Here is a 16,891-nt window from a genome sequence, read left to right on the forward strand (position 1 = left end):
CTCCTAGCACAATCCTTGAAGGGACTAATCATGGCTCCGAATAATCTCCGGCCGAAGTACATCTCTTTCGATATCTACGGCACCCTGATCAACTGGGACACGGATGCCACTACCCGCCGGCTGCTGGATGGCCGCCTGCCTGAAGAGCAGTGGCCTGCGTTCAAGAAGGTGTTCCGCGGTTACCGCTTCGACGCGGTCCTTGATTACGCGCCGTACGAGGAGATCCTCCAGAGCTCGTTCGACCGCGTCTGCAAGTACTTCGGCATTGGGCCGACCCCGGGTGCGGGCGCAGAATTCGCCGACGCTGTACGCAGCTTTGGCGCCCACGACGACGTGCCGGCTCCGCTGAAGCTCATGGGCGACAACTTCAAACTGGTGGCCCTGTCCAACGCCGACGACAGCTTCCTGGAAATCAGCATCCCCAAGCTCGGCGCCGACTTCCACGCCGTGCTGACCGCCGAGCAGGCCCAGGCCTACAAGCCGCGCTACGAGGCCTTCGAGTACATGCTCGACACCTTGAACGCCAAGCCGGAGGACTTCCTGCACATCGCCTCGCACACCCGCTACGACATGCACCCGATGCACGACATGGGCTTCCGGAACCTCTGGGTACTGGACCGTGGCTACGACCCCATCGGCCCGGGCTACGACTACAACGTCGTCAAGTCCCTGGACGAGATCAACAAGCACCTGGGTCTCTAAGGCCGGCTTCCTGAGACTCCCCGCCCACGGCACGCGAACATGGCCGCGAGCCGTGGGCGGGGACACCCACTTGTTCCGCAAGCAGACCAGGCCAAGCGGGCTTTCCTAACTCCCTTTGAAAGGGTGACATGAGCATTACCCCCAACCCCGCGACCAGCGATTCCGCCTTCATCGACGCCGTCGCAGCAGAGAGCGGCTTGCTGGGCGGGCATTCACACATGCCGGACCTAACACTCCTGGATCTGCTTGAGGAGTTCTATGGCTTGACGGGGAAGCTGGTTCGGATTCCCACCGAGAAGGATGACACGTTCAGGCTCCGGGATGGTGCGGCCACCTACCTGGTCAAGGTGTCCCCGCCGGATGAGGATCCCATGATCGTCCACCTTCAGACCGCGTGCATGCAGCATCTGGAACGGACCGCACCCGAGCTTCCGGTCCAGCGCCTCGTGAGCAGCGTTGACGGGAAACCCGAAGTCCACATCCCCAGTCCGCACGGACCCTACGACCGGGTGCTTCGCGTGATGCGCTTCATGCCGGGAAGCCTGCTGGCCAATCAGTCAGCATCGGCGGGGCAGCTTCAACTGGTGGGCTCAAGCATCGCCCGCCTTGGCCTGGCGATGCAGGACTTCGATCACCCACGCGCAGACCGCATGCTTCTATGGGACCTGAAGCATTTCCACCGTATGCGGCCGCTGCTTGACCACGTGGACGAAAGTTCCAAACGCTCCCTGGCGGAGGACATCTGCGACCGCTTCGACGAGCAAGTGGTTCCGCTTCTTGGCAGTCTCACGTCCCAGGTGGTGCACGGGGACTTCAGCCCGTTCAACCTTGTGGTCGATCCCGACGCCCCGAACTACGTGACCGGGATCATCGACTTCGGGGACGCGGTGCGGACTCCCCTGATCTTCGACATCAGCGTCACCATGGCCAACCTCCTGGGAACAGATCCGGACAGCCCCTGGGAGCGTGCCCTCAATGTGGTGGCGGGCTACCAGAAGGTTCGCCCCCTGCCTGTTCGGGAGCTCGCGGCCCTGACAGCGGCCGCGCCCGCCCGCCTCCTGCTGCGCGCCCTGATAACGCAGTGGCGGGCAAGCCAGCTCCCCGAAAGACGCGATTATCTCCTTTCCCACTCCAAGCCGGACTGGGACCGGCTCGCAGCCACGGCCGCGGCCCCCGCACCGAAACTGCCTTTCAATCCCGAATCCAAGCTTTAAGGAGCCAACGATGGAAACTTCCCAAATCCGTAGACCGTCCATGCCCATGGTCAATGGCTTTGATCCCAACCGGCTCAGCGAGCTCCCTGAGCAGATGCAGAAAAGCATCCGGCGCCGGGACACGAGTCTCGGACCTGGCTACCGGCTGTTCTACAACACCCCGGTGGAAGTAGTGCGCGCCAAGGGCGTTACCCTGTTTGACTCAGACGGAAACGAATACCTGGACGTTTACAACAACGTCCCCTCGGTTGGTCATTGCCACCCGCGCGTCGTCGCCGCTGTCCACCAGCAGATGCAGACCCTGAACACCAACACCCGCTATGTGCAGGAATCGATTCTCGACTACTCCGAACAGTTGCTCTCCACGTTTCCCTCGGAGCTTGGGCACGTCATGTTCACCTGCAGCGGCTCCGAAGCCAACGATCTTGCCATGCGGGTGGCAAAGTACGTAACGGGAAACCAGGGCATCATCGTCACCTCCGGCGCGTATCACGGGTTGACGGCAGAAGTCGCATCGTTCTCGCCGTCCCTGGGGGTCGGTGTGCCGCTGGGCGCCAACGTGCGGGTCATCGACGCGCCTGACGCCCTGCGCTACTCCTCGGATGGAAAGCCACTCGCGGAACACCTGCGGGACCAGGTGCGTGCGGCAATCGCCGACCTGCACCGCCACGGCGTCGGAGTAGCGGCCTTCATTGCCGACAGCATCTTCTCCTCCGACGGCGTCTTCGACGGCCCGGCCGGCTTCCTCCGCCCGATTGTTGAGGAAATCCAAGCCGCAGGCGGCCTATACATCGCTGATGAAGTCCAGCCCGGCTTCGGCCGGACCGGCGAGGAATGGTGGGGCTTCCAGCGCCACGGAATCGTTCCGGACATTGTCACCATGGGCAAGCCCATGGGCAACGGCATCCCCATCTCCGCGGCGGTGTTCAAGCCCGAACTGCTCGTGGAATTCGGGAAGAACATCCGCTATTTCAACACCTTCGGCGGGAACACGGTTGCCATCGCCGCAGCACAGGCCGTTCTGGATGTGATCCGCGAGGAATCCCTCATGGAAAATTCCCTCAAGGTAGGTTCGAAGATCCAAAGCGAACTTCGACGGATCACCCAGGACCTGGACCAGGTCGCTGAGATCCGCGGTAGCGGCCTTTTCATCGGAGTCGACCTCGTCACCGACCGCTCCAGCTTGACCCCGGACGGGAACCTCGCCAGCTTGATCGTGAACAGGCTCCGCGAAGAGCGGATCCTGATCTCTGCCTGCGGAGCCCAGGGCAACGTCCTGAAACTCCGCCCGCCGCTGCCATTCTCAATGACCGACGCCGACCGTCTCATCGAGGCCATGGACCGCGTATTCCAAGAACTGCGCTAACTCGACACAAGCATCTGCACCCTACGTCGACATTCCGCACCGCAAGGGCCTGGGCACGGTATCGCACCGCGCCCGGGCCCTTGGGCTATATCGAGGCTGAGTTCCAAGGTCTCGCAGCAGGAAATCCCAGAAAATTGTTGACAATGCCACCATTTACATTCATGATGAAAATTAATCAGTGAGACGCCCGACACACAGGGTCGAACTCAAGCTCGAGAGGCCAGTATCGCTCGCCCAGTGGGCCCAAGGCTACAAATCCCCATGTACTGAACCAGCCGACCTCCCCAATGAATTACTCGGCGGTGACCAATTGAAGGGAACACCCATGAAGAGCATCACCAAGATCCATGCTGCCGCTGCGGGGCTTGCTGTCCTGCTGGCCGTGACGGCCTGTGGCGGCGCGGTAACTGGCGGCCAGCAGACGGAAATCCCCAAGACGCAGAACACCCGTGACATCTCGGAGGGTGTCCAAGCGGATCCGGCCGCGGTGGCGCTGCTGCCCGGATCCTACAAGGCCAAGGGTGAACTAACCGTAGCGATGGATCTGAGCTCCCCGCCGATGACGTTCCTCGCCGAGGATAACGTGACGCCGATCGGCGTGAATCCGGACCTCGCCCGCCTGGTTGCCAAAAAGCTGGGATTGAAGCTGAAATTCGTAAACACGGCGTTCGACACGATCATCCCCGGCATCGACGGCGGCCGCTACGACTTCACCGCCACCACCATGTCCGCCACGGAAGAGCGGCTCAAAGTCTTGGACATGATCAACTACCTCAAGGGCGGCTCGGCCGTGGCAGTACCCGACGGCAACCCGCAGAACCTGAGCAACGACTCCCTGTGCGGCAAGAACATCGCCGTCACCAAGGGCTCCACCCAGCAACTGAAGCACTTGCCGAACGTTTCGGAGTGGACCTGCACTTCCCAAGGCAAGCCGGCCATCAACGCGGTAACGCTGCCCAACGTCCAGGAGGCCCTGACCCAGTTGGACTCCAAGCGGGTCGACGGTGTTTTCTACGACGCCAGCGGCTTGGCCTGGGCGCAGGCGCAGCAGCCCGGCCACTTCACCGTCCTGACGCCGAGGATCGACACCCGCACCAACACCAACGTCGCCATGGGGCTGAAGAAGGGATCGCCTCTGACGCCGGCACTGCAGAAGGCCATCCAGTCCGTCCTCGACAGCCCCGAATACAAGGAATCCCTGGAGTACTGGGGCCTGGGCGAATCAGCCATCACCGACGCCACCATCCGCTAGGACCACTTGGCGCGCCGACGCCCACATTGAGCCGTACGCCCGGCAGTTTGTTGCCCTGCCGGGCGTACTGGCCGTTGGCGGAACCAGCGATTACCGATGAACGCGCAACGAAAGAAAACCATTAACCCCATCAACGAATGCCGGGCAACCCCACACGTCCCGGTTTAGGTCTGGACTCTCATTAAGGTAGTGCTATGAGCAGCATCCCCACGGCACGTGACTACACCAAGGCGTCTGTCCTTGATGCGGTCCTTTCAGAGGCGCCCTTGACGCGCAGCAGGCTGATCGAATTGACACGTTTAAGTCAGGCAACGGTGTCCCGGAAGGTGGATGAGCTTCTTTTTGACGGTTTCCTCGTTGAGCAGGGAGTCGATGCCGTTGTGCGCCGTGGCCGACCCTCCACGTTTCTGGATGTCCCCGGCACGGCGGGGCACATTGTCGGTATCTCCTTCGGGACGCGAACCACGTGCGTCCTCGTAACTGACCTGAGAGGTCGCGAGGTTAGTCACATCATTGTTCCCAGCTTCGAGGGGGGCGATGTTGGAACCACTGCCGAGTGGCTGGTGGACTTGATAGTGGAGACCAGTGATTCCGCAGAGGGACCATTGCGCCAAATCGTCGCTGCTTTGCCCGGCCGTGTCCCGAATGGCACCAACTGGTCCGGGACACCAGAATCAAGGACGATTTTCCTGGCTTCACGTCTCCAGAGTGCCATTGAAGAACGGTTGAAGGCTCCCGTGACCGTTGAGAGCGATGCCAACGCATCCTTACGGGGGATCCTGAAGGATGATGCAAGCATAGGAAATGCTGCTTTGTTCATGCTCAGTACGGTGCTGAGCTTCGCTGGTTGTACTGATCATGAGATCGCCAAAGGGCGGAGCCCTGCCTTCGGTGATCTGGGTGGTGTTCTCTTCTCCGGCGTTGGCAACGAGACCCTCGACGGACTGTTGAGCACAACGGGCCTCCTCCAATTCGCCCAAGGACGGGGATTGGACCTGGAAGGCATCGAAGCCCTGTGGTCACAGCCGCAGGAAACGGCGTCCCGTGCGGAAGTGGCGGAGGCATTTACGACGGCGATCGTGACCGCCGTCGGTGCCGTTGCCGTTACGCTGGACCCGGAGTCCGTCTATTTTGTGGGTCGCCTGAGTCCGCTCGTGGACGAAGTCCTTCCCGAGGCGCGCAGGCGACTGGCACAAAGCCTTCCCACCGTCCCGGAGATCAGGGTCGTGCCCCAAGTGATCGGACTATCGGTGGCCCGGGGAGCGGCGCAGGCCGGACTGGCCCTGGCCCAGTCCCGGCTCCGTGAATCGATGCTCGAGGCCCGTAGCGAGGGCCAAAGCCTGTAGCAGGTGAGCCGGCGGACAGATCGTCGGTAAGACAGTGCCGCCCGGCACGTCAGCTTTTTTTGCTGGGCCACGCCGGCTCAAGACCTTTTCCAGTATTACCGTCTTTTGATCCCACCAAGTGCGGCGTAGCCTTGAACCGGCATCGCACGCCCAAATGCGTCGGGACCGCCGATGCCGCTTTGAAGGCGCAAAGTCCTCGGATTGCGCGCCATGTTTTGCCCATGTTACTGGGGGACAGCGGACTGATGTCGGACAACGACACCGCCAGTTGCTGTCCGACGGAGTGCCACGTTTGCGTGGCAAGATATTGACTCCAAAAGGCCAGTCATGAACAAGATCCTCAAGCAAATCATCATGCTGTGTGCAGCATTCCTGCTCGTTTTCACGGCCGGGGTGTCGGCAGCCCAGGCTGCCAGCCCGCACTTCAAAAAGGGCGGCGAACCCGTCTGTACCGTGAGTATCAGCGGATCCACAGCCACCACCACCTGTAGGGCCGTCCTAGCTGGGCTCGGAAACGACGACCTTCTCGCCACGGTTAGTGTGTCCGGCTTCGCCGTCTATCAGTGCAAGAACCAGGGCGGAAACGTCGCACCGGGACAGAACAAGGTCCTGATCGGCCCCGCCGTGGCACCCACGCTGATTGACAGCGACGCCATCAAGAACGGGAACCTGACGCTGAACACCAATCCGGCAGTATTGTCGGCCCCGGGTACGGTGACAGCGACCCAGGCCGGATGCCCGAACAGCAACTGGACCGGTGTGAACCCGGTCTTGACGGTGACGTCGATTTCCCTGGTGATTGAGCAGCCCGTAGGAACAGTGATCTTCAGCTGCTCGAAGTCCGACCCGAACGGTCTGAGCAGTCCAGTAGCCCTTAGCTGCTGAACGGCACAATCCTGAGGCGCGGGCCTCAGCCCTTGAAGGCCGGGGCCCGCTTCTCCTGGAAGGCGCGGAAGCCTTCCGCGTAGTCCTCGCTCTTGCACAGCCGGGCCTGCTCGGTGTTCTCCTCCGCCATGGAAGCCCAGAGCCCCAGTCGCCGGTCGCGGATGTGCGCCACGAGTTCCTTGCTGGCGTTGAAGGCTCCGGTGGCTCCGGTGGCTACCCGCTCCACGATGGCCCGGGTCGCGGAAAGAAGCGAATCGTCCGGCATCGCCCGGCTGAACAGGCCCTGCGCCACGGCTTCGCTGCCGCTCATGAGCTCCGCGGTGTAGATCAGGTCCAGGGTGCGGTGCATGCCCAGTCGCTCGGTGAAGTACCAGTGCCCGCCGGAATCCAGTGTGGCGCCCAGCTTGGCGAAGGGCGAGCCGAACTTGGCGTTCTCCGCCACGTACACCACGTCCGTGGCCAGCAGCAGCCCGAGCCCGACGCCGAGGCAGGCCCCGTGAGCCGCCGCGAAGGTCGGCGCCGGGAAGGCCGCCATCTTCTTCAGGAGGGGCTCCACCAGGCCGCCCAGGTAGGCCTGGGCGTCGTCGTCCTCCGGGGTCACGCCGGCGATGTCCCGGCCGGCGCAGAAGGCGCGGCCCTCTCCCCGCAGGAGCAGCGCCCGCACCTCCCCACGGCCGGCGGCGGCAGCGGCGTCGTCGTACGCCCTGTCCAGTTCGGCGAGCGCCTCTTCGTTGAGGGAGTTCAGCTTCTGGGGCGCGTTCAGGACGATTTCGGCGATCCCGCCGGCGATGGAGAGCTCAATCATGCTGGGTTCCTTGGCTGTCGGTGGGGCTGTCAGTGGGCTGTCGGTGGAGCTAGACGTCGAAGTCGACCGTGACGTTTTCGCTGGTGGGGTGGGACTGGCAGGTGAGCACGTAGCCCTTGTCCAGCTCATCCTGCTCCAGCGCGTAGTTTTCGTCCATGGTGACGGTGCCGCTGACCAGCTTGGCGCGGCAGGTGCCGCAGACTCCGCCGGCACAGGCGAACGGCACGTCGGGGCGGACGCGCAGCGCAGCATTGAGGATGGATTCGCGGGCGTGGGTGGGGCTGGCGACGTCGCCGGTGAGTCCGTCCAGCTTGAAGGTGATCTTGAAGGTGTCCTGCGAGTCGTCCTCGACGACGGGCCGCCCCGCGTTGCCTTCCGGACGGTCCGGGCGGCCGGTGGTGAACAGCTCGAAACGGACATGTTCGGGCGCAACCCCGCGGGCAGCCAGCGTGTCGCGGCACAGCTGGACCAGTTCGAAGGGCCCGCAGAGGAACCATTCGTCGATGTCCTCGGCGTGGATGGCGGAGGACAGCAGGGCCTGCAGCTTCTCCGAGTCGATCCGGCCGGTCATGAGCGGCGCGATCCGCTGCTCACGGGAGAGCACATGGTGCAAGGCCAGCCGGGACGGGTACTTGTCCTTCAGATCCGCCAGTTCCTCAAGGAACATGACGTCCATGGCGGCTTTGTTGGCATAGATGAGGTCGAATCGGGTGTCCGGGTTGGCGGCCAACAGGGTGCGCGCGATCGCGATCACCGGGGTGATGCCGGATCCGGCGGCAATGGCCACGAAGGAGCCCGGCTCCCCCGCCAATTCCTCCGGGTTGTTCATCGAGTTCATGACGTTGTACTGGACCGCCGCGCCGTCCTTGCCGTGGCGGGAGATGAACGCGCCCTGCGGGCTCATCACGTCCAGGGTGTCCCCCGCCTCAAGCTCGGCGTTGGCCCACGTGGAGAAAATGCCGCCGAGGTCCTTCTTGATGGCCACCCGGATTTCGCTGCTGCCGTCTTCGAAGCTGCGCGGCTCTGCGCAGATCGAGTAGCTTCGGCGGACCTCATGCGGTTCGCCGGATTCGTCCGGGAGCGTGGTCCGCAGGGCCACGTACTGGCCGGGGAGGTAGTCGTACTGTCCCGCCAGTTCCGCCGGAACGGCGAAGGTGACTTCGATGGCGTCCTCGGTCAGGCGCCGCACCTCGGAGACGGCGAGGCTGTGGAAGGACGCACGACGGCGGCTGGCCGTGGGGGTTTCGGTGGTCATCTGGCTTCCTTAAAGGACTTTGAAGTAGTCGAACGGTTCCTTGCAGTCCTGGCAGACGTACAGCGCCTTGCAGGAGGTGGAGCCGAAACGGGTCAGTTCCTTGGTGTTCAGCGAAGAGCACTGCGGGCATTTCACTGCCAGGCTCAGCCGGACGGGACCGGAGTGGCCGCCTGCCCGGGAATTGCCCGACGGCGGGGCGATGCCGTACTCCCGCAGCTTCGCCTTGCCGGATTCGGTCATCCAGTCGGTGGTCCAGGCCGGTGCCAGCACCAGGTTCACGCGGACCTCGCCGTAGCCGGCTTTGGCGAACGCGGACTTGAGGTCGTCCCTGATCGCGTCCATCGCCGGGCAGCCCGAGTAGGTGGGCGTGATGGTGAGTTCGACGGCGGGCCACCCGGCGCCGCCGTCCGGGGCACCGCCGTCGGAGGCACCGCCGTCCGGGGCGCCGCCGTCCGGGGCACCGCCGTCGGAGGCGCCTTCCAGCACGCGCACCGCGCGGAGGATCCCGAGGTCCTCGATGGTGAGCACCGGGATCTCGGGGTCGCAGACCGTAGCGGCGAGCGCCCAGGCTTCCTGCTCCGCGGGGCTGCGCTGCTCGGCGGGGCTCAGTGCGGTTTCCACGCTGGTCACCAGCTTGCTCCGGGATGTTCGCGGGCGAGCACCTGCATTTCGGCCAGCACGTAGCCGAGGTGTTCGGAGTGCTTGCCGCGCCGGCCTCCGCCCAGGGACTGCGGGATGCGGTCCAGGTCCAGGCCGCCGTCCCCGCTCAGCTCGGCCTCGGCGAGCACCTCGCCGGTGAGGCGGTCGAAGTCTTCGCGCAGGCTGGAGGGCTGGACGCCGGCGCCGGTTTCGGCCAGCCGTGCCGTCAGCTCGTCGTCTTCGAAGAGCTCGTCCACATAGGGCCACAGCAACTTGAAGCCCTGGATGATGCGGCGCCGGGATTCCTCGGTGCCGCCGGCCAGGCGCAGCACCCACTGGGCGCTGTGGTCGCGGTGGTAGTCCACTTCCTTGAGCGCCTTGGCCGAAATAGCGGCAATCGTCGCATCACTGGAGTCCAGCAGCCGCTTGTAGAGCTCGAATTGGTAGTAGCTCACGATGAACTGCCGCGCGATGGTCACGGCGAAATCCCCGTTGGGCTGTTCGAAGAGGTGTGCCGAGCGGAACTCGGGTTCGCGGCGGAAGTAGGCCAGCTCGTCCTCGCTCTTGCCCCAGTACGCGCCCGCGTAGGTCAGGAAGGAACGGGCGTGGCCCAGCTGGTCCAGGGCGATGTTGCCCAGGGCGATGTCTTCTTCGAGCTCGGGGGCGCGGGAGATCCAGTGGCCAAGGCACTGGGCCAGGACCAAGGCGTCGTCGCCCAGGCGCAGGGCGTAGTCGGCAACGTCTTCCCCGGGCTTGGCTGTCCCGCGGCGCACCTCGAGGGCGATGTCCTCCGGTCGCAGGGCGTTGCCGGGGGTGATGCGGGTGGCGCTTGCCGAACCGTCGCCGGAGGCGCCTGCTCCGCTGACGCCCACGGAAATGTCGCCGTGGCCTTCGATCGCGAAGTCGGTGTTGTTTTCAGTCACAGGTGCTTCACGCCTTCGCTCTTGGTGTAGTACGTGGCATGGCGGTAGTCCTTGCCCTGCGGGGACTCGAAGAAGGAACCCTTCGAATCCGGATCGCTGGAGGAAATCGCATCGGCCGGCACCACCCAGATGGACACGCCTTCATTGCGGCGGGTGTAGAGGTCGCGGGCGTTGCGCAGGGCCATGACGGCGTCCGGCGCGTGCAGAGAACCGGCGTGCACGTGGGAGAGGCCGCGGCTGGAGCGGACGAACACTTCCCAGAGGGGCCAGGGGGTTTCCGTGGAGTGGGACTCGGTTGGCGTTGTCATGCTGCGTGTTCCTTCTCTGCTTGCTTGGCGGCGTAGGCTGCGGCGGCTTCGCGGACCCAGGCACCGTCTTCGTGTGCCTGGCGGCGGCGTTCCATGCGCTGCGCATTGCAGGGGCCCTTGCCAGCCAGGACGTCCTTGAATTCGTTCCAGTCCAGCGGACCGTGTTCCCACTTCTTCGTCTCTTCGTTGAAGCGGATCTCCGGGTCCGGCAGCGTCAGGCCGAGGACCCTGACCTGTTCGACCATCATGCCGACGAAGCGGCTGCGGAGCTCGTCGTTGCTGAAGCGCTTGATGTTCCAGGCCATGGACTGCTTGGAGTTGGGGGAATCGTCGTCCGGCGGGCCGAACATCATGAGCGCCGGTGCATACCAGCGGTTCACGGCGTCCTGGGCCATCTGCTTCTGGGCGGGGGTGCTGTTGGACAGTTCCAGCAGGATCTCGAAGCCCTGGCGCTGGTGGAAGGACTCTTCCTTGCAGATGCGCACCATTGCGCGTCCGTAGGGTCCGTAGGAGGCCCGGCAGAGAGGCACCTGGTTGCAGATGGCGGCGCCGTCCACGAGCCAGCCGATCGCGCCCATGTCCGCCCAGGACACCGCCGGGTAGTTGAAGATCGAGGAGTAGCGGGCCTTTCCGTCGATGAGGTCCTGCATCATCTTGTCGCGGGACTGGCCCAGGGTTTCCGCGGCCGAGTAGAGGTAGAGGCCGTGGCCCGCTTCATCCTGCACCTTTGCCATGAGAATGGCCTTGCGCTTCAGGCTGGGAGCACGGGTGATCCAGTTCGCCTCGGGCTGCATGCCGATGATTTCCGAATGCGCATGCTGGGAAACCTGGCGCAGCAGCGTCCTGCGGTAGGCCTCCGGCATCCAGTCCCGCGGCTCGATGCGCGAATCTTCCGCGATGATCCGGTCAAAGTACGCCTGGCCCGCGCGTTCCCGTTCCTGTTCTTCGGGGGACAGCTCAGCGGGCACAGACTGCAGGTTCTGCGATGCCATGGTTGCTCCTATATATTTACCGACCGTTCGTTCAGAATATGCGGAAGCGGCGAGCGGCGTCAAGCACTCCCCTCGATCGGGCCGGGCCAGGCCGGTCCGGAACCTTTAACCCCGGACTCACCGTGCGTTCACCCGCAGCGGCCACAGTGGCAGCATGAGTGATTTCCCGCGCCGTTCCCTCCTCAAGAGCTCCATCGCCGCCCTGGCCGTTTCCGGCGGCACTGCGGCCGCAGGCACCGCGCCCGCACAGGCCGCCCCGGCGGGCATCCCCTTGTTGCGCAAGCGCCTCACCCTGCCCAGCGGCATCGCCAGCGGGGACGTCACCTCGTCCTCGGCCGTGCTCTGGTCCCGTGCCTCCGGGCAGGGCCGGATCGCCGCCACCCTGCGCGCCGTGGACGACGCCGGCAACATCCTGCGCGGCCGCCACGCCTTCAGCCGGGTGCTGCGCGGTCCCTGGGCCACCGAGGCCAGCGACTTCACCGCAAAGATCCACGCGGACCGCCTGCCAGCCGGCACCCGGTTCGCGTACACCCTCGGCTTCGAGGACGACGGCGGCGTCATCAGCGAGACCCAACAGGGCACCTTCCGCACGGCACCGGCAGCAGGCGGCAGCGCGCCGTCGTCGGCTCCGCAAAGCTTCGTCTGGACCGGCGACACCGCCGGCCAGGGCTGGGGCATCAACGAGGACATCGGCGGGATGCGCGGCTACCAGGCCATGCACCAAACCCGCCCGGACTTCTTCATCCATTCGGGCGACACCATCTACGCGGACGGCCCCATCGCCGCCACCGTCACCGAAAAGGACGGGCAGCTTTGGCGCAACATCGTCACCGAGGAAGTCTCCAAGGTGGCTGAGACCCTCAAGGAATTCCGCGGCCGCCACCGGTACAACTCGATGGATGCGGGCATGCGGGCCATGTTCGCCGAGGTCCCGGTGATCGCACAGTGGGACGACCACGAAACCCACAACAACTGGTACCCCGGCCAGATCATCGACGACGCCCGGTACACCGAGCGGAACGTCAATGTCCTCGCCGCACGCGGCCGGCAGGCGTGGCAGGAGAACATGCCGATCGCTGACAGTGCGGCACTCTGGCGTCCCGGTACGTTCGACGGCGGCAGCTACCAGCCTGCGCGGATCTACCGGAAGATCTCCCGCGGCCCGCAGCTGGACGTCTTCTGCCTGGACATGCGCACTTTCAAGTCCCCCAACACGGACGGGAAGGAGCCCTACGCCACCAACATCCTGGGCCAGGAGCAGGTGGACTGGCTGATCCGCGAAGTCCGGAATTCCACGGCCACATGGAAGGTGATCGCGGCCGACCTCCCGCTGGGCATCATCGTGCCGGACGGCCCCGTGAACCAGGAAAGCCTGTCAAACCGCGAAGACGGCGCGCCCCTGGGACGGGAACTGGAAATCGCCGGAGTGCTCAGCGCCTTCAAGCGCCACGGCGTGAAGAACACCGTTTGGCTGACGGCGGACGTGCACTACTGCGCCGCGCACCACTACTCCCCCGAGCGGGCCGCCTTCACCGACTTCGACCCCTTCTGGGAGTTCGTCGCCGGGCCCATCAACGCCGGCTCCTTCGGCCCCAACGCGATGGACGGCACCTTCGGCCCGGAGGTGGTCTTCTCCAGGGCCGGCCGCTTCGCCGGGGAATCACCGCGCGACGGCGAGAACCAGTACTTCGGGCACGTGGAGCTCGGCGCTGACGACATCTTCAACGTGAGCCTGCGCAACGCCAACGGCGCGGTGCTGTTCCGGAAGACCCTGACGCCGCAGCGCTGAGTGCTTGGGCGGGCTTCGTTGCCGAATTGCATCCTGCGACACGCTTGCTTTGCGCCCTGCCGGTGATAGTTTCCGGACATGGAGAAATGGCTCAGCGCCGAATTCCTGAAAAGCCTCCTGCACGGTCGCAGGGCAATCGTCACCGCGCTTGCGGCGGTGCTGGTGCTCGGCACGGTGGCCGCGGGCATCCTCGTGAGCATCAACCGGCCCGCGGCGCCCGCCGCTGCGCCGTCGTCGAGCCAGGGATCGGAGCCCGGCATCACCGTGCCGCCCGGGTCCCTGCTCAAGGCGGACCGACCCACGCCGCCGCTGGCATTGCCAGGCCTGCCTTCCGGACCGGTAAATGTCCTGGTGATCGGCAGCGACATCCGCGGCAACGCCAAGGAAGCCGCCAAGCAGGCGGCCGCCACCGGCGGGCAGGTGGACCAGCGCTCCGACATGATGATGCTGATGCACATTCCGGCCGACCGGAAGAAGGTCTACGGCATCTCGATCATGCGTGACCTCTGGGTGGACATCCCCGGCTACGGCGGTTCGAAGATCAACGCGAGCCTGCAGTTCGGCGGCCCCGCCTTGGTGGAGAAAACCATCGGGGGCCTGCTACAAACGAAGATCACGTACTCCGTGATGGTGGACTTCAATACCTTCCGGGACATCGTGGACGGGCTGGGCGGCATCGATGTGAACTCTCCCGCAGACTTCACCGCCGCGGTCGACACCCAGCACCACTTCACCAAGGGCGTCAACCACCTGAACGGCCAAGCCGCCCTGGAATTCGTCCGTGAGCGCCACGCCTTCCCGGACGGCGACTACCAGCGGGTTCGGAACCAGCAGGAGTTCATCCGAGCGGTGATGGCCAAGCTTCGGAACTCGGGGATCCTCAAGGATGCCGGGAAGACCCTGGCCTTCATCACGAAGGTGGCCCCCAAGCTCATCCTCGACAACGGACTCGACGTCATGAAGCTCGCAGGCCTGGCCTATGCGCTGCGCGGCATCGACCCGCGGACGGCGTCCTTCATGACCCTCCCGACGGCGGGAACCGGCACCTCGGCGGACGGTCAGTCGATCGTCGTGCCCGACTACAACGGCATCGCCCAGGTCGCGGACGCGCTGGCCAAGGACCGTATGGGCCAGCTCCCCAGGTAGTCAACTCCCCCGGTAGCGAACGCCCGCCGTTTTGCGCGCGCTGCTCTATATATTGAGTCCATGACCCAGACTCCGCTGCAGAACACCACGGCCGTGCCGCCTGTCGCCAAGAAGGTCCCGTTCGCCCGGGAGCACCACGGGGACGTCTTCGTGGACAACTACGAGTGGCTGCGGGAGAAGGAATCGCCGGAGGTGGTGGAGCACCTCAAGGCCGAAAACGCCTACCAGGAATCCGTGACGGCCCACCAGGAACCGCTGCGCGAGGCGATCTTCCAGGAGATCAAGGGCCGCACCCAGGAGACCGACCTTTCCGTGCCTGGCCGCAAGGACGGCTGGTGGTATTACACCCGTTCGGTGGAGGGCAAGGAGTATGGCATCCAGTGCCGGGTGCAGGCGCGGGACTCCGGCGATCCGGTGGCTGACTGGACGCCGCCCGCCGTCGAACCCGGCGTGAACCTTCCGGGCGAGGAAATCCTGCTGGACGGCAACGCGGAAGCCGAGGGCAGGCCGTTCTTCTCGGTGGGCGGCACCGCGGTGACCGTCGACGGGAACCTCTACGCCTACGCCGTGGACAATTCCGGCGAAGAGCGCTTCAAGGTGCGCTTCAAGGACCTGCGCAGCGGCGAGCTGCTGCCGGACGTGATCGAGAACGCTTTCTACGGCTTGGCTTTCTCCCCGGACGGCACCCGCCTGTTCTACACGGTGGTGGACGATTCCTGGCGGCCCTACCAGGTCAAGGCCCACATGCTCGGCGCCCCGGTGGAACAGGACGAGGTCCTGTACCAGGAGGACGACCCGGCCATGTGGCTCGGCTTCGAGCTCTCCTCGGACCGCCGCCATCTGGTGCTCAGCATCGGCTGCTCGGAGTTCAGCGAGACGCGCCTGTTGCGCTTCGACGACTACGACGCCGGCCTGTCCACCGTGATTTCCCGCGACGAACACCTGCTGTACGAGGCCGAGCCGTTCCTGCTCGAGGGACGCGAGACCATCCTGCTCACCCACAACAAGGACGCCATCAACTCGATGGTCTCCCTGGCGGACCCAGCCGAACTCGCCAAGCCGCTCGGCGAACAGCAGTGGCGCACCGTCGTCGAACATTCCGACGACGTACGGGTCAACGGCGCGGGCGTCACCGCCACGCACCTGGTGGTCTCGGTCCGGCAAGACACCATCGAGCGGGTCCAGGTGATCCCGCTCGCCGGCCTCGGCACCCCGGGCCAGGCACCGCCAGTGGAGCCGGCATTCGAGGAGGAGCTCTACACCGCAGGCGTTTCCGGTTCGGACTATGAGGCCCCGGTGATCCGGATGGGCTACACCTCCTACTTCACGCCGTCGCGGGTGTACGACTTCGTGCTGCCCACCACGGAGCAGCCGCAGGGCGAACTGCTGTTGCGCAAGGAAAGCCCGGTGCTGGGCGGCTATTCCGCAGCCGATTACGTCGCCACCCGTGAATGGGCGGTGGCCGACGACGGCACCCGGGTGCCGCTGTCCGTGCTGCGGCATGCTTCGCTCAGGCAGGATTCGACGGCGGCCGGCCTGGTGTACGGATACGGCTCCTACGAGGTCAGCATGGACCCTGGGTTCGGCGTGGCGCGGTTGTCCCTGCTGGACCGCGGCATCGTCATGGTGATCGCGCACATCCGCGGCGGCGGCGAACTCGGCCGGCACTGGTACGAGGACGGCAAGAAGCTTAACAAGAAGAACACCTTCACGGACTTCGTGGCGGCCACGGACTGGCTGGCTTCCTCGGGCTGGGTGGCACCGGGCCGGATCGCCGCGATGGGCGGTTCCGCCGGGGGCCTGCTGATGGGCGCCGTGGCCAACCTTGCCCCGGAGAAGTACGCGGCCGTAGTGGCGCAGGTGCCCTTCGTGGACGCGCTGACCACCATCCTGGACCCGGAGCTTCCCCTGTCCGCGCTGGAGTGGGAAGAGTGGGGCAACCCCATCACGGATCCCGAGGCCTACGCCTACATGAAGTCCTATACCCCGTACGAGAACATCCGGTCCGTGGCCTATCCGAAGATCGCCGCGGTGACGTCCTTCAACGACACCCGTGTGCTCTACGTGGAACCGGCCAAGTGGGTGCAGGCACTGCGCGCTGTTACAACGGGCGCGGAGCCCGTGGTCATGAAGATCGAGATGGACGGCGGGCACGGCGGTGCGTCCGGTCGGTACGTGCAGTGGCGCGAACGGGCCTGGGACTACGCCTTCGTGGCCGATTCACTCGACGCCACTGAACTGCTCCCGGGGGCCGGGCTCAAGTAGCCCC

Annotated in this window: 15 protein-coding genes; 9 read left to right on the forward strand and 6 right to left on the reverse strand. The window is 65.0% G+C overall.

Going from position 1 to position 16,891, the window contains the following annotated elements; all coding sequences use genetic code 11:
- Positions 1 to 30: 30 nt before the first annotated feature.
- The 6 genes from ACZ9CK_RS14035 (at position 31) to ACZ9CK_RS14060 (ending at position 6,765) form a co-directional block, all read left to right on the forward strand.
- The gene (locus tag ACZ9CK_RS14035) at positions 31 to 702 is read left to right on the forward strand and encodes an HAD-IA family hydrolase (RefSeq protein WP_476050237.1); all 672 of its coding nucleotides are present in this window, start codon (positions 31 to 33) and stop codon (positions 700 to 702) included.
- Positions 703 to 830: 128 nt separating this feature from the next.
- Positions 831 to 1,916, forward strand: coding sequence for a phosphotransferase (locus ACZ9CK_RS14040; RefSeq protein ID WP_476050238.1), 1,086 nt, complete (start codon positions 831 to 833; stop codon positions 1,914 to 1,916).
- Positions 1,917 to 1,926: 10 nt separating this feature from the next.
- Complete coding sequence (locus ACZ9CK_RS14045) at positions 1,927 to 3,282, forward strand: aspartate aminotransferase family protein (RefSeq protein WP_476050239.1); 1,356 nt, start codon at positions 1,927 to 1,929, stop codon at positions 3,280 to 3,282.
- Positions 3,283 to 3,607: 325 nt separating this feature from the next.
- Positions 3,608 to 4,534: an ABC transporter substrate-binding protein gene (locus tag ACZ9CK_RS14050; protein ID WP_426299464.1), complete on the forward strand. Its 927-nt coding sequence runs from the start codon at positions 3,608 to 3,610 to the stop codon at positions 4,532 to 4,534.
- A gap of 194 nt (positions 4,535 to 4,728) precedes the next feature.
- A complete protein-coding gene (locus ACZ9CK_RS14055; protein WP_476050240.1) occupies positions 4,729 to 5,880 on the forward strand; it encodes an ROK family protein in 1,152 nt (383 codons plus the stop codon).
- 327 nt (positions 5,881 to 6,207) lie between these two features.
- Positions 6,208 to 6,765, forward strand: a complete 558-nt coding sequence (locus ACZ9CK_RS14060; RefSeq protein ID WP_426299468.1) for a hypothetical protein — start codon at positions 6,208 to 6,210, stop codon at positions 6,763 to 6,765.
- A gap of 25 nt (positions 6,766 to 6,790) precedes the next feature.
- Here the strand turns inward: ACZ9CK_RS14060 and ACZ9CK_RS14065 are convergent, their stop codons facing one another.
- From ACZ9CK_RS14065 to paaA, 6 genes are read right to left on the reverse strand one after another with little or no spacing between them, the layout of a single operon-like run.
- Positions 6,791 to 7,570 (reverse strand): enoyl-CoA hydratase/isomerase family protein, encoded by a 780-nt coding sequence (locus tag ACZ9CK_RS14065; RefSeq protein WP_476050241.1) that lies wholly within the window; start codon positions 7,568 to 7,570, stop codon positions 6,791 to 6,793.
- A 49-nt stretch (positions 7,571 to 7,619) separates the two neighbouring features.
- On the reverse strand, positions 7,620 to 8,825 hold the full coding sequence (paaE, locus tag ACZ9CK_RS14070; protein ID WP_426299472.1) for a 1,2-phenylacetyl-CoA epoxidase subunit PaaE: 1,206 nt from the start codon (positions 8,823 to 8,825) through the stop codon (positions 7,620 to 7,622).
- A 9-nt stretch (positions 8,826 to 8,834) separates the two neighbouring features.
- Positions 8,835 to 9,455 (reverse strand): 1,2-phenylacetyl-CoA epoxidase subunit PaaD, encoded by a 621-nt coding sequence (paaD, locus tag ACZ9CK_RS14075; protein ID WP_476050242.1) that lies wholly within the window; start codon positions 9,453 to 9,455, stop codon positions 8,835 to 8,837.
- Positions 9,452 to 10,387: a 1,2-phenylacetyl-CoA epoxidase subunit PaaC gene (gene paaC, locus ACZ9CK_RS14080; protein ID WP_476050243.1), complete on the reverse strand. Its 936-nt coding sequence runs from the start codon at positions 10,385 to 10,387 to the stop codon at positions 9,452 to 9,454. The genes paaD and paaC overlap by 4 nt, the downstream gene beginning before the upstream one ends.
- Positions 10,384 to 10,695, reverse strand: coding sequence for a 1,2-phenylacetyl-CoA epoxidase subunit PaaB (paaB, locus tag ACZ9CK_RS14085; RefSeq protein WP_426299478.1), 312 nt, complete (start codon positions 10,693 to 10,695; stop codon positions 10,384 to 10,386). Before paaB ends, paaC begins: the two co-directional genes overlap by 4 nt.
- Positions 10,692 to 11,687: a 1,2-phenylacetyl-CoA epoxidase subunit PaaA gene (gene paaA / locus ACZ9CK_RS14090; protein ID WP_476050244.1), complete on the reverse strand. Its 996-nt coding sequence runs from the start codon at positions 11,685 to 11,687 to the stop codon at positions 10,692 to 10,694. The genes paaB and paaA overlap by 4 nt, the downstream gene beginning before the upstream one ends.
- Positions 11,688 to 11,841: 154 nt before the next feature.
- On the opposite strand from paaA, the gene ACZ9CK_RS14095 reads away from it, so the two are divergent.
- From ACZ9CK_RS14095 to ACZ9CK_RS14105, 3 genes are all read left to right on the forward strand, one after another.
- On the forward strand, positions 11,842 to 13,476 hold the full coding sequence (locus ACZ9CK_RS14095; protein WP_476050245.1) for an alkaline phosphatase D family protein: 1,635 nt from the start codon (positions 11,842 to 11,844) through the stop codon (positions 13,474 to 13,476).
- A 78-nt stretch (positions 13,477 to 13,554) separates the two neighbouring features.
- Positions 13,555 to 14,622, forward strand: coding sequence for an LCP family protein (locus ACZ9CK_RS14100; protein ID WP_476050246.1), 1,068 nt, complete (start codon positions 13,555 to 13,557; stop codon positions 14,620 to 14,622).
- Between the two features lie 60 nt (positions 14,623 to 14,682).
- Positions 14,683 to 16,887, forward strand: coding sequence for a S9 family peptidase (locus tag ACZ9CK_RS14105; RefSeq protein ID WP_476050247.1), 2,205 nt, complete (start codon positions 14,683 to 14,685; stop codon positions 16,885 to 16,887).
- Positions 16,888 to 16,891: the final 4 nt, after the last annotated feature.

This window comes from Arthrobacter sp. TE26545 (genome assembly GCF_056279005.1).

Excerpts from the sequence above, each read along its gene's own strand:
- ACZ9CK_RS14035 (WP_476050237.1), top strand. The coding sequence starts at position 31 with ATGGCTCCGAATAATCTCCGGCCGAAGTACATCTCTTTCGATATCTAC.
- ACZ9CK_RS14040 (WP_476050238.1), top strand. The coding sequence starts at position 831 with ATGAGCATTACCCCCAACCCCGCGACCAGCGATTCCGCCTTCATCGAC.
- ACZ9CK_RS14045 (WP_476050239.1), top strand. The coding sequence starts at position 1,927 with ATGGAAACTTCCCAAATCCGTAGACCGTCCATGCCCATGGTCAATGGC.
- ACZ9CK_RS14050 (WP_426299464.1), top strand. The coding sequence starts at position 3,608 with ATGAAGAGCATCACCAAGATCCATGCTGCCGCTGCGGGGCTTGCTGTC.
- ACZ9CK_RS14055 (WP_476050240.1), top strand. The coding sequence starts at position 4,729 with ATGAGCAGCATCCCCACGGCACGTGACTACACCAAGGCGTCTGTCCTT.
- ACZ9CK_RS14060 (WP_426299468.1), top strand. The coding sequence starts at position 6,208 with ATGAACAAGATCCTCAAGCAAATCATCATGCTGTGTGCAGCATTCCTG.
- ACZ9CK_RS14065 (WP_476050241.1), bottom strand. The coding sequence starts at position 7,570 with ATGATTGAGCTCTCCATCGCCGGCGGGATCGCCGAAATCGTCCTGAAC.
- paaE (WP_426299472.1), bottom strand. The coding sequence starts at position 8,825 with ATGACCACCGAAACCCCCACGGCCAGCCGCCGTCGTGCGTCCTTCCAC.
- paaB (WP_426299478.1), bottom strand. The coding sequence starts at position 10,695 with ATGACAACGCCAACCGAGTCCCACTCCACGGAAACCCCCTGGCCCCTC.
- paaA (WP_476050244.1), bottom strand. The coding sequence starts at position 11,687 with ATGGCATCGCAGAACCTGCAGTCTGTGCCCGCTGAGCTGTCCCCCGAA.
- ACZ9CK_RS14095 (WP_476050245.1), top strand. The coding sequence starts at position 11,842 with ATGAGTGATTTCCCGCGCCGTTCCCTCCTCAAGAGCTCCATCGCCGCC.
- ACZ9CK_RS14100 (WP_476050246.1), top strand. The coding sequence starts at position 13,555 with ATGGAGAAATGGCTCAGCGCCGAATTCCTGAAAAGCCTCCTGCACGGT.
- ACZ9CK_RS14105 (WP_476050247.1), top strand. The coding sequence starts at position 14,683 with ATGACCCAGACTCCGCTGCAGAACACCACGGCCGTGCCGCCTGTCGCC.